Below are 11,586 nucleotides of genomic sequence, written 5' to 3' on the forward strand. Positions count from 1 at the left end.
ATAGAGTACCGGTCAAGGGTTGCGGAGTATTCAACATGAATCATTTAACGCTCAACACCGTTGATAAGTTGTCCTCGCTACGCTCGTTAGTACTGATTGGCATGGCACTGTTAACGACGAGCGTTTTCTACCGCTTGAGTGTGCCGCTGCCGGAACGTCATCTGTGTTCCGCAGCCCGTTACGGCAGCAATCTGCCTGGGCGCATGGTGGATGTCCCGTTGAAGCTGGTCGATATCGAGAGGTCCGCAGACAGCATACCCGTCGGTGCGCATTTGATCAGTCCGCGCCGATTCTATATCCACCATGGAATTTATCTGGGCGGCGGAGAGGTGGCTCATTACTCGGGTTTCAGCAGCTCGTTTAGATCGGGTCCTATCGAAGTGACTGATCTGGAACACTTCGCTCTGGGCAAGCCGGTCTGGCGGTTTCAAGAGCAATGCAACTATTCCAGCCGTGAGATCGTTGATCGGGCGCGTTCAAGACTCGGTGAAAACCGCTATCGGGTGTTCTCCAATAACTGCGAACACTTTTGCAGTTGGTGCATCAGTGGAGAAAGTTACAGCGCCCAAGTCAGTGCTTACTTGCGTCGACCCCGAGATGTATTGGCGTTGATTGATGCATTGGAACCACACTTTATTGCATAGTTTATTGCTCTCCGAGCGCACCCGCCGGGGCGAACTCTGCAAGCAAAAACGCTGTGCTACACTTTTTTCGTCCCCTCCCAAGAGGATCGTGCATGAATGGCAATCCCTCGTCAGATGAGCCGGGCAGCCAGGGTTCTGTTGTGTTTGTGGTGGATGACGATGCCTCCATGCGTGAGGCGTTAAGTAATCTTTTGCGCTCCGTCGGCATCCGTGTCGAGACGTTCGCCTCCACGACGGAGTTTCTGCGCCAACCCAGGACAGCGGGCCCCAGTTGCCTGGTGCTGGATGTCCGGCTCCAAGGCAGCAGTGGCCTGGATTTCCAGAGCCAGTTGGTCGCCTCCAACGCCAGTATCCCCATCATTTTCATTACCGGTCACGGTGACATCGAAATGTCGGTCAAGGCCATGAAGGCCGGCGCCGTGGATTTCCTGGCAAAACCCTTTCGCGAACAGGATCTGCTGGACGCTGTAACTGCCGCGCTTGAGGCCGACGTTCGGCGGCGCGAGATCGAACAGCAGTTTGCGGACCTGCACAGTCGCTATGCAACGTTGACCACCCGCGAAAAAGAGGTGATGGCCCTGGCCGCCAAGGGCCTGATGAACAAGCAGATTGCCGGGCAGATGAACCTCAGCGAAATCACCGTGAAAATCCACCGCGCCCATGCCATGAAAAAAATGCAAGCCAAGTCTTTCGCCGACCTCGTTCGGATGGCCGAGTCTTTGGGTACCGCGCAAGGTCGTTGACCTGCGCCAGCGCATCCCCCCCTTCGGTGCCGGTTCAAGATCGCACGCCGTCTGTCTTGAATGCCCCATCCTGTCCGTATTGAGGTGAAAACACCGGCCCCACGCTGGCACTAACCCGTGGTTACGTTGTCAGTACTTGGCGTCTGTAGCGGCGAGGATCGACCCAGATAGCTGCACGTCAGCGACATGACGCACTTTTTTTTGACGCCTTCGGGCAAATAACTCGCGATGGATTGCGCCGGGACCGACTATTCCTTTGCGGGTTGATTCTCTATGCGCTTTCTACTCGATCCGCGTCATGACATTGATGCTGCCTTATTAAGTTACCGCCGGGTGTTCTGGTCGCTGGCGCTGTTCAGCGGCGTGATCAATCTGTTGGTGCTGGTGCCATCGCTGTACATGATGCAGGTGTACGACCGGGTCCTGACCAGCCGCAACGAAACCACCCTGTTCATGCTGACCTTGATCGCCCTGGCGCTGTTTCTGTTCAGTGCCCTGATCGAGTGGGTTCGCGGCGAGGTGATGATTCGCATGAGTGCGGGGCTGGACGACGCCTTGGGTGAGCGAATTTTCGACGCCGCCTTCGCCCGCAGCCTGCGCGAGCACAACGCCAACCCGGCCCAGGTGCTCACTGATTTGGCGACGTTGCGCCAGTTGATCACCGGCCAGGGTCTGATCGCTTTGCTGGACGCGCCGTGGTTGCCGATCTTCCTGCTGGTGGCGTTTATTTTTCACCCTTGGTTCGGGATGTTGACCCTGGTGCTCGCCCTGGTGCTGATCGGCCTGGCGTTGTGGGGTGAGCTGGCGACTCGCGCCCGGTTGGGGGAAGCCAATCGCCTGGGGGTGCAGTCGTCTGTCTATGTCAACAGCACGCTCCACAATGCCGAGGTCATTCAGGCGCTGGGCATGCTCGGGCCGTTGCGCCAGCGCTGGAGCCTGCTGCAACAACGCATCATTGCCGCGCAGGCCCACGCCAGTGATCGTGGTGCCCGTATCACTTCTGCAACCCGTTTCGTGCGCATATCGGGACAGTCGCTGGCCCTGGGCCTGGGGGCGTTGCTGGTGCTCGAGGGGCAGATGTCGGCAGGCATGATGATCGCCATGTCGCTGCTGCTGGGCCGCGCCCTGGCACCGGTGGAAATTGCCATCGGCTCCTGGAAACAGTTCAACGCCGGGCGTCAGAGCTATCAGCGTCTGAGCCAGCTACTTACCCAGCACCCCCGCGAGCGCCTGCGCATGCCCTTGCCGCCGCCCACCGGCGCGGTGCGCCTGGAGCAACTGTATGTCGGCCCGCCCGGCGCCTCGCAACCGATTGTGCGCGGGATCAATTTCAGCCTGGCCAAGGGCGAAGTGCTTGCCGTAGTCGGTCCCAGCGCCAGTGGCAAGTCGACGCTGGCCAGGGCGCTGGTCGGGGTATGGCCGGCCATCGGCGGTTCGGTGCGCCTGGATGACGCCGAGATCAGCCAGTGGTCCCATGATGCCCTGGGCCCGTACCTGGGTTACTTGCCCCAGGACATCGAGCTGTTCGATGGCAGCGTTGCCGACAACATCGCCCGCTTCGGCGAGCAGGATGCCGACAAAATCATTGCCGCCGCTCGTCACGCCGGCATTCACGAGATGATCCTCAGATTCCCCAAAGGTTATGACACGCCACTGGGCCCCGGTGGGCTGGGTTTGTCTGGCGGGCAGAAGCAACGCCTGGGCCTGGCCCGGGCACTTTACGGGCGCCCGTCGCTGATTGTGCTCGACGAGCCCAACTCCAACCTCGATGAAGCAGGTGAGCTGGCGCTGGTACAAGCGATCAATGCGCTCAAGGCCGCCGGCAGTACCGTGGTGCTGATCACCCATCGACCCAATGTGCTGGCGGTGGTCGATCACATCCTGGTACTCAAGGACGGCGCCCAACAAGCCTTCGGCCCACGGGACCGGGTGCTCAAGGCATTGATGCCGGGGCCCAGGCCCGCTGCGGTGAGGGAGGCGGGCGAAGATGCGTGATCTGACCCCGGCTGCATCGGCGCACAGCGAGCAGCAGCTGAGCGTGCTCGACGCCAATACCCTGCCCAGCGCCAGTACCGATGCCAGCGGTGCTGCGCGGTATGGTGTGGGCTTCCTGGTCCTGACGCTGGGCGGCTTTTTGCTCTGGGCCTTCCTGGCACCCCTCGACCAGGGTGTCGTGGGCAGTGGCACCGTGGTGGTGGCGGGCGAGCGCAAGGCGGTGCAGTCGTTGGTCGGCGGGGTAGTGGACCAGCTGCTGGTCAGCGATGGCGATCGAGTCAGCCAGGGGCAGTTGCTGGTGCAGCTCAATACCGTGCAAGCGCAGTCGCAACTGGACGTGACCCTGGGCAAGTTGCTCAACGATCGCAGCATTGAAGCGCGGTTGATTGCCGAGCGTCTGGGCAGCGCCGAGATCCAATGGCCGGCTGAATTGCTGGCGCGCGCCGACGAGCCGCGGGTCAAGGCCGCCATGGCCTTGCAAAACCAGTTGTTTCTGACCCGCCGCGCGGAGCTGGGTAGCCGTTTGCAGATCATCGAACACGAGGTCGCGGCGCTGCAGCAGCAATTGCAGGGCTATGAAGGCGTCAAGCGTAACTACGACGCGCAGATGCGCTTTCAGCAACAGGAGCTCGAAGGCCTGCGCGAGCTGGCCCGTGAGGGTTATGTTCCGCGCAACAAACTCTTCGAGGCCGAGCGCAACGCCGCCCAACTGGCCGGCCAGATTGCCTCCGGCGTGGGCGATGTCGGGCGGACCCGCCAGGCCATCAACGAAAGCAGGCTCAAGGCGTTGCAAGTGCAGCAGGAGTTTCGTCGCGATGCTGAAACCCAGCTCAGCGAGGTCTCCGCCGAGGCGGCCGGTTATGCCGATCAGATGCGTGCCTTGCAATTTGAAGTCGACAACGGCGCTATCCGTGCGCCAGTGGCCGGGCAGGTCATGGACGTGAGCCTGCATACCGTTGGCGGCGTGGCCCAGGCCGGACAAACCCTGATGCAGGTGGTACCGCTGGATGCGCCAATGGCGATTACCGCGCGTTTCGAGCCGTTGATGGCCAACAAGTTGCGCCCGGGGTTGCCGGTGCATGTGCATTTCACCGCGCTGCAACGGGTGGATACGCCGACGGTAACCGGCACCGTGAGTACGGTGTCGGCCGACCAGTTGATCGATGAGCAGACGCACTTGCCGTACTTCTCCGCCAAGGTCGAGATTCCCGCCGACACGGTCGCCTCGTTGCAGGCCGCCGGGTTGTGGGTGCGTCCGGGCATGCTGGCCGATGTGACGGTGGTCACGGGGGAGCGCACCTTCATGAATTACCTGATGAAACCGTTGCGCGAACGCTTGCTGGCAGCCTTCAAAGAGGAATGAGCATGATCGACCGATGCCGTTACAGCGCTCGCGTGCTGCTGAGGCTGTGCTCCAGTTGGGCGATGCTCAATGTCGCCTGGGCCGCCGACGGTGGCCTGAGCCTGACCGCGGCGTACGATGCCTCCCGCCTCAATGACCCGACTTTGCAGTCAGCCACCCATGCTTATGATGCCTCGCGGCAGGAAGAAGCGATTGGCCGTGGCGGCCTCTATCCGCAAGTGTCGCTGACTTCGCGTTATGGCCGCGGTGGGCGGACTGATGGCGGTGACGACAGCGGCTACGTCAACAGCAACGATTACCAGGCCAACAACGTCACCCTGGCGGCGCAGCAAGCGCTCTACGACAAGGCGCGCTGGGCGGCGTATCAGGAAGGCAAGGCACGAGGGCAACTGGGCAGTCAGCTTTTCGACGTCGCCGGCCAGACGCTGTTCGACCGGGTTGCCAAGGGCTACTTCGACGTCGCCCGGGCGGAAAACGAGATCAAGTTGATCGCCCAGCAAAAAGCCGCCATCCACGGGTTGGTCATCCAGAGCAAAAAACTCTTCGAGGGTGGCCAGGGCGCGATCACCGATATCGATGAAGCCCAGGCGCGGCTTGATCTGGTCGAGGCCCAGGAGGCCGAAGCCGAGGCTCGTCGCGTGGCCGCGCTGCGGGCGTTGTCCGGTCGTGCCAATGTGCCCATCGATGACATTGCGCCGATGCGCGAGGAGCTTGCCGCCGGCAGCCCGATCCCTCCCGAGCAGGACCTGCCGTACTGGACGGCGATTGCCCGCGAGGCCAGCCCCGAGCTGGCGGCCCGGCTGGCGGCGGTGAAAGTGGCCGAGGCCCAGGCCGACAGCCAGCGCGCCGGGCATTATCCGACCTTGGCACTGACCACTCAGTTGACTCGCCGGGAAACCCGCCAGTACCAGGAACTTGACCCGCGCCAGGACACCTATTACGTGGGGCTGCAACTGGACATTCCGTTGTATCGCGGCGGGGCGGTGCGAGCGTCGGTGGCCAAGGCCCAGGCGCAACTGGCCGGTGCGCAGTCGGACTATGACGTGCAACGCCAGCAGTTGGCCGAGACGATCGAAACCGATTACCTGGGCGTGGTGGCCGGCTTCGCCAAAAGCAAGGCGATGCAGCGCGCAGTGGAGTCCAACCAGCGGGCACTGGCTTCGACGGAAAAAGGCTTCCAGGGCGGTGTGCGCTCCACGGTGGACATCCTTGATGCGCAACAACGGTTATTCCAGGCCCGTCGGGACCTGCTCAACACCAAGCTGGACATGCTGCAAAGCTATGTGAGCCTGCATACCCACACCGGCCAGATGAACCGCGCAGTCCTGGAGCAGGTGCAAAGCCTGTTTTGAGGTGCGTAGGGGCTCCAGCACTTTTAACGTTGCAACGCACTCCTGCGGCCAGGGAGCAAGTTCCCTGGCCACAAACAGGGGTTATCTGGGCAGCGGCGAGGGGCTGGCCGGGACCGGCGGTCTCTGGGGCTTGACCGAGGTGCCAAACGTATTACCCATGCGCACGCTGGTGGCCGCTGGGGTCGCCAGGCCGATGCTGTTCGGCGCGCGTTTGTTAACGGGCACATTCAAGGCCTCTTGCGTGCGTTGCGCGGCCGCCGCGGCCTGCGGATCATTGCCCATTTGTCGGCTGAGGCAGTTGTAGTCCGCGGTTCTGTAGCCACCCACGGTCACCTCGATACACGCCGGTACCTCTTCGCCATGGGCCCAAGGCTGGGCCATGAGCAGTCCGAGGCCCGCCATCATTTTCATCCACTGTTTCATTGTCGACCTCCTGGCCCGCCCAGAAGGCGGTTCGCTGTCAGAGCACGAGTTTAGTGGGGTCCGAGGGATTTGTATCAGTTGTCATACGACATTCATAAACAGCCCTCAGGATGACGGTTTTCAACGGATACGTCAGTCGTGCAGCAAGGCAGAGCCGGGGGCGGACGCAGGCGTGGATTGGCCAGGTCACCCTTGGGGGGGCTGATGGCGTTGTTGTGGTTGCTGGCCGCGCCGATCCAGGCGAACAGCCTGGTGGAGCTGGACATCGCCCCGCAGGAACTGACCACGGCGCTGGAGCAATTCAGTCGGGCGACGGGTATGGCGGTGCTGGTGGATCAGCAACTATCCAGCCAGCGCCATACGCTGGGCGTCCAGGGACTGTTCACCGCTTCTCAAGGGCTCAATGTGTTGCTTCGCGGCACCGGGCTCGCGGCGCATTACGCCCGAGCGGATGCGTTCACGTTGCAACCGGTGCGGGTCCACGAGGTGCCGCTGCCTTCCGGCGCGGCCCCGGGCTTGAGCGACAGCAACTATGCGGCGGCGATCCAAACGGTCATCCAGCGCAACTTGTGCCGTTCACCACTCACCCGCCCGGGAAGTTTTCGGGCGGTGCTGCAAGTGTGGATCGGCCGGGACGGCGTGGTTCAGCATAGCCGCCTGGTCAGTTCCACAGGCGATCCGATGCGTGACAAGGCCTTGGTCAACAGTTTGCAAAACCTCAGGATCGACCGCCCGGCGCCCAGTTCATTGCGCCAACCGGTAACCCTGCTTTTATTACCCGACTCATCAGGAACAAGCATGGAGTGCACAGCAGGGGAAGGGGTTTTGGGGCGATGAAACACTCTGGTCGCAGCCCGTTGGTCAAGTTGTTCCTCACCTCTTATGAGGATTTCAAGGTGCGCCTGCGCAAGCGCCTGGGCTCCGAGGAACTGGCCAACGATGTGCTGCATGAAACCTACTTGCGGGTCGATCGCATGGTCGAGACGCCGGACATCGCCCAGCCCAGTGCCTATCTCTATCGAATGGCGCTGAACATTGCCGCCGACCGTCGGCAGGCCGATGCTCGCCTGCTCACCGGCAGCGAAATCGAGGACTTGCTGCAGATTTCCGATGAAGCGCTGGATCCGGCCCGGGTGGTGGGGGGGCAGAAGGAATTGCAGACCCTGCTCAAGGCCCTGTATGAACTACCGGCGCGGCGTCGCAGGATTTTCATTGCCGCGCGTCTGGAGGAAGCGCCGCACCTGGAAATATCCCAACGTTTCGGCATCTCCACGCGCATGGTAGAGAAGGAAATCAAGGCCGCGCTGGGGCATTGCGCCCTGCGCCTGGAAAGAAAAGTGATTCAGCGGTTCGGTCCCGGCGCGGGAAAACAGTCTTGAGAGTAGAGACCAGACCAATTCGTGAGTATGTGTGCGCTTGAACATCTTCAGCATTGCTTCCCCTGATGCCACGCCTCAGGCCCGACTGGCCAGCGAGGCCCAAGACTGGTTGGTCCTGCTGACCTCGGGCCGCGCCACCGTGGCCGATGCCCGGGCCCTGCGCCATTGGTGCGGGCAAAGCCCCGAACACGCTCAGGCGTTCGAGCAAGCCAAGGCGCTGTGGCACGGGCTGCAACCGGCTGCCGAGGCGTTGCGGGCTCCGCGACATTTCGGACGACGGGCGTTGCTCGGCGGCGCGATCGCGGCGTCGGCAGGTTTTCTGTTGATCCGCGCCACGGTGCCCGGTGGGGTTTCCGGACTCGCTGCCGACTACGTCACCGAGGTTGGCGAACAGCGCCGGGTGGAACTGGCCAAGGGTGTCAGTCTTGAGCTGAATACCCAAACCCGCCTCAGCCGCCGTCAGTCGGCCGAAGGAGGGGAAGGATTGGTGTTGCTCGGCGGTGAAGTTGAAGTGTTGGGGAGCAGTGCTTCAACGGTCAGCGTCCAGGCCGGCGCCGGCTTGATCAGCGCCGCTCGGGCTCGATTCAATATCCGCTACATCGACCAGAGTGTCTGCGCGACCTGCCTGGAAGGTCTGGTGCAGGTCCAGGTGCGCGGCCAGAGTTTTCACCTGGAGTCGGGCATGCAACTGACCTACGACAGCGGCCGGGTGGGCACTCCAAAGAACGCAGATGTGTCGGCGGCCACTGCCTGGCGCGAGCAGGTGCTGGTGTTCAACGACGCGACCCTGGCCAGCGTCATCGACGAAATCAACCGCTATCGCCCCGGCATGTTGCTGTTACTCAATCGCGAATTGGGCCAGCGCAAGGTCCAGGCGCGGTTCCGTCTTGATCAACTGGCTGGCGTGGCGCTGTTGATCCGCGATGCCTATGGCGCCAAATGCACCGAGTTGCCGGGCGGGGTGGTGGTGCTGAGCTGAGTTCAGCGCTATCCGGATGAGCCTCATCGCGAGCCGGCTCGCGGCCACACTGGGTTTGCCCTCACTCCAGCGGCCCCAGCACCTGTCGATACTTTTCCACGCCTTGTGGCGTCTGCCGTGTCAGGCTGATTTCGATGCCCAGCGGGTTTTCCTGGCGATTGCCGCTGAGCTTGCGCCAACCTTTTTCCCTGTCCCAGTAACGCAGCCCTGCGTTGCTGACTTCGCTGAGCACCGCTACGCCCGCGCCGGGTGCCGGCAATGGGTAGCGGCTGCGGGCCTGGCCTTGGGCTCGGTAAAGCGTGTCTCCCTCGAGCCACCAGCGCACCCTTTGCAGCGTGCCTTCTTGAGCGGCGGCCACCCGGATCACATCCAGGCGAAACCCCCGACCTTCGGTGCTGCGCACGGTGAGGGCGGGTGGTGCGGTCCAGGGCTGGTCATCGACTCCAGGGTTTGACGGTTCGCTCAACTCGATGCTGGCGCGTAATGCTACGTCGCGTTCCAGCTGATTCAACACTCGCAGCAAGGCTTCGGTCTGTTCGGTGCTGGCCTGCAAATGGCTGTCGGCCCGGGTGACGCTGTCCAGTCCGCGCCAGGCAATCAGGCTGACCACCGCCATCAGCAGAATCGCCACCATGACTTCAAGCAGGGTGAAGCCCGTCTCCCGGTCGTTCATTGAATCTGCACCCGGCCAGCGGCGCTGCGCTGGACGTTTATGCTGCTCTGGCCGTCCGACAAACGAATGTTCAGCGGGGCGCCGATCCACTCGGCGCTCAACACGACCCGCTGCCTAGGTTCCACATGAACTTCCATGGACGGGCTCTGCCACCGCCGCGGGTGCAATTGTGGATCATCCTTGAAGCGATCCAGCCCTGGCCCTTGATCCTGCCGACGGCTGAAACCGAATCCCTTGGCATCCCAGCGCCAGCTAATCGGCCGGCCATCGACGCGGGCTTCGGTTTGGGCGAGCTGTAGCAGTTGCGCCAGCCGCTCGGCATCCTGGCGCAGCAACTTCAGCGGGTCGGGTTTGATGCTCAGGCCCACGGCGGCACTGGCGATGCCGATGATCACCAGCACCACCATCAATTCGATCAGGGTGAAACCGCGTTGCTTGCCAAGGTTCATGCGCGCTCCTTTGCGTCGGTATTCATCCTGCACGGTGAAGATGATAAGGATGTGAAATAAAACGGAGAGAATCGAGGCGTACGCTGGAGGCTGGATAAAAAAGGAGAACCAGACCATGGTGTTCATCGACCGAGTTTCCCCGGCGCAACTCCTCCAGGCACTCGGTCTGTTGGCGGCATTGGCCGGGGTGGCGACCTGGTCTTCGCTGCTACTGACATCGGCTGAATCCCGCACGCCGGATGTTGCCCCGCAACGGTTAGCCGAGCGTTCCGATAACCCTGCACGGCAATGGTTCTCCAACCAGCCGGCGCCGGTGGATATCAAGGTCAGCGGTGTGCTGGCCGGCGCTCGTGGGGCTGTGGCGATCCTCAGTCTCAACGACGGCCCACCTCGTAGCTTCCTGGCTGGAGAGCGGGTGGCTCATGGGGTGCGGCTGGTGTCGATCGAGGCGCAAGCGGTGGTGATCGAGCGGGGCAATCAGCAAACGCGGCTGGCCTTGGCCCGATTGCCGGATTCGGTGGCTTTACCCTCGCTCACCCGTCCTTGAGATCACGACGAACCCTTGCGGCGAGGGAACAAGCTCACTCGACAAAAGGGACCGTGTATAGCCGCTATTTTTCCCGGCTGACCAACGTCTCCAACCGCGCTAACGGCGGTGCTTCGTGGCTGCGATCCGACACGGTCAGTTCAACCCGCAACATGCGGCCATTTTCCGCCGGGCGCAGGTTCTGTTCGCAACGCAGCAGCAACCGTCCCTGATCGCATTCGATGACTTTTGAACCCTGCACAAAACGCCCCTCCAAGTGCAGTTGCGCCAGTTGGCTGCGGGCCGCCAGCAGTGCGATGGACTTGTCTCGCAGCAGCCCATTGCTTTGGGTCATCACCGCAGCCACTCGCACCGCCGCCGACATGGCCACGGCGATGATCGCCAGGGCGACCAGCACTTCGATCAGGGTGAAGCCGGCTTGTGGGGCGTGACGTGGCATCGCGCGAGCTCTATGGGCGGAGGCAGCCCCCGAGCTTAACCGCCATTGTTGACCGATTGACGACGTAAGCTCCTGAGCATTTTCAATATCACTGACATATTTTCTTGCAACACTGCGCCACGAATTGAATCCAGCGAAGGACCGTCGAGATGCAGATCGCCCGTTACAACGCCCGTCCCCAAGGCCCTCGCGGGCAGCAGGGTTTCACCCTGATCGAAATCATGGTTGTGGTGGTCATTCTTGGCATTCTGGCGGCTATGGTGGTGCCCAAGGTCCTCGACCGGCCGGACCAGGCTCGGGCGACGGCGGCAAAACAGGACATTGGCGGATTGATGCAGGCGTTGAAACTCTATCGCCTGGACCACGGCAGTTACCCGAGCATGAACCAGGGGCTCAAGGTGCTGGTGGAACGGCCCGCTGACGCAAAAAACAGCACATGGCGTTCCTACCTGGAGCGCCTGCCCAATGATCCATGGGGCCGTCCCTACAACTACCTCAACCCGGGCGCCAATGGTGAAGTCGATATCTTTTCCCTGGGGGCCGACGGCCAGCCTGACGGCGATGGTGTAAATGCCGACATCGGCTCCTGGCAGTTATAAG

The 11,586-nt window shown here is 62.2% G+C and carries 14 protein-coding genes; 10 read left to right on the top strand and 4 right to left on the bottom strand.

The window, feature by feature from the left end; all coding sequences use genetic code 11:
- The first annotated feature begins 35 nt into the window (after positions 1-35).
- The 5 genes from CRX69_RS05250 (at position 36) to CRX69_RS05270 (ending at position 6,097) form a co-directional block, all read left to right on the top strand.
- On the top strand, positions 36-644 hold the full coding sequence (locus CRX69_RS05250) for a lecithin retinol acyltransferase family protein (RefSeq protein ID WP_107321666.1): 609 nt from the start codon (positions 36-38) through the stop codon (positions 642-644).
- 92 nt (positions 645-736) lie between these two features.
- On the top strand, positions 737-1,387 hold the full coding sequence (locus CRX69_RS05255) for a response regulator transcription factor (RefSeq protein WP_107321667.1): 651 nt from the start codon (positions 737-739) through the stop codon (positions 1,385-1,387).
- A 273-nt stretch (positions 1,388-1,660) separates the two neighbouring features.
- Entirely contained in the window at positions 1,661-3,382 is a 1,722-nt protein-coding gene (locus CRX69_RS05260; RefSeq protein WP_107321668.1) for a type I secretion system permease/ATPase, read from the top strand.
- Positions 3,375-4,745 (top strand): HlyD family type I secretion periplasmic adaptor subunit, encoded by a 1,371-nt coding sequence (locus CRX69_RS05265; RefSeq protein ID WP_047228924.1) that lies wholly within the window; start codon positions 3,375-3,377, stop codon positions 4,743-4,745. Before CRX69_RS05260 ends, CRX69_RS05265 begins: the two co-directional genes overlap by 8 nt.
- Before the next feature lie 2 nt (positions 4,746-4,747).
- Positions 4,748-6,097, top strand: a complete 1,350-nt coding sequence (locus tag CRX69_RS05270) for a TolC family outer membrane protein (protein WP_047228925.1) — start codon at positions 4,748-4,750, stop codon at positions 6,095-6,097.
- Positions 6,098-6,178: 81 nt separating this feature from the next.
- On the opposite strand, the gene CRX69_RS05275 is transcribed toward CRX69_RS05270, so the two are convergent.
- Positions 6,179-6,520, bottom strand: a complete 342-nt coding sequence (locus CRX69_RS05275) for a hypothetical protein (protein ID WP_047228926.1) — start codon at positions 6,518-6,520, stop codon at positions 6,179-6,181.
- A 204-nt stretch (positions 6,521-6,724) separates the two neighbouring features.
- Between CRX69_RS05275 and CRX69_RS05280 the strand changes: the two genes are divergently transcribed.
- From CRX69_RS05280 to CRX69_RS05290, 3 genes are read left to right on the top strand one after another with little or no spacing between them, the layout of a single operon-like run.
- Complete coding sequence (locus CRX69_RS05280) at positions 6,725-7,357, top strand: TonB C-terminal domain-containing protein (RefSeq protein WP_047228927.1); 633 nt, start codon at positions 6,725-6,727, stop codon at positions 7,355-7,357.
- Positions 7,354-7,899, top strand: coding sequence for a sigma-70 family RNA polymerase sigma factor (locus CRX69_RS05285; RefSeq protein ID WP_047228928.1), 546 nt, complete (start codon positions 7,354-7,356; stop codon positions 7,897-7,899). Before CRX69_RS05280 ends, CRX69_RS05285 begins: the two co-directional genes overlap by 4 nt.
- Positions 7,900-7,936: 37 nt before the next feature.
- Positions 7,937-8,878, top strand: a complete 942-nt coding sequence (locus CRX69_RS05290) for a FecR family protein (protein ID WP_107323235.1) — start codon at positions 7,937-7,939, stop codon at positions 8,876-8,878.
- A 61-nt stretch (positions 8,879-8,939) separates the two neighbouring features.
- Here the strand turns inward: CRX69_RS05290 and CRX69_RS05295 are convergent, their stop codons facing one another.
- Positions 8,940-9,551, bottom strand: coding sequence for a type II secretion system protein GspJ (locus CRX69_RS05295; protein ID WP_047228929.1), 612 nt, complete (start codon positions 9,549-9,551; stop codon positions 8,940-8,942).
- Entirely contained in the window at positions 9,548-10,000 is a 453-nt protein-coding gene (gene gspH / locus CRX69_RS05300) for a type II secretion system minor pseudopilin GspH (protein WP_047228930.1), read from the bottom strand. Before gspH ends, CRX69_RS05295 begins: the two co-directional genes overlap by 4 nt.
- Positions 10,001-10,115: 115 nt before the next feature.
- Here gspH and CRX69_RS05305 point away from each other — a divergent pair, with 115 nt between their 5' ends.
- Positions 10,116-10,547: a type II secretion system protein N gene (locus tag CRX69_RS05305; RefSeq protein ID WP_047228931.1), complete on the top strand. Its 432-nt coding sequence runs from the start codon at positions 10,116-10,118 to the stop codon at positions 10,545-10,547.
- Positions 10,548-10,611: 64 nt separating this feature from the next.
- Here the strand turns inward: CRX69_RS05305 and gspI are convergent, their stop codons facing one another.
- Entirely contained in the window at positions 10,612-10,986 is a 375-nt protein-coding gene (gene gspI / locus CRX69_RS05310; RefSeq protein WP_047228932.1) for a type II secretion system minor pseudopilin GspI, read from the bottom strand.
- Positions 10,987-11,135: 149 nt separating this feature from the next.
- On the opposite strand from gspI, the gene gspG reads away from it, so the two are divergent.
- Positions 11,136-11,585: a type II secretion system major pseudopilin GspG gene (gene gspG / locus CRX69_RS05315; protein WP_107321669.1), complete on the top strand. Its 450-nt coding sequence runs from the start codon at positions 11,136-11,138 to the stop codon at positions 11,583-11,585.
- The last annotated feature ends 1 nt before the right edge of the window (position 11,586 follow it).

Source organism: Pseudomonas rhizophila (assembly GCF_003033885.1).
GTDB classification, from domain to species: domain Bacteria; phylum Pseudomonadota; class Gammaproteobacteria; order Pseudomonadales; family Pseudomonadaceae; genus Aquipseudomonas; species Aquipseudomonas rhizophila.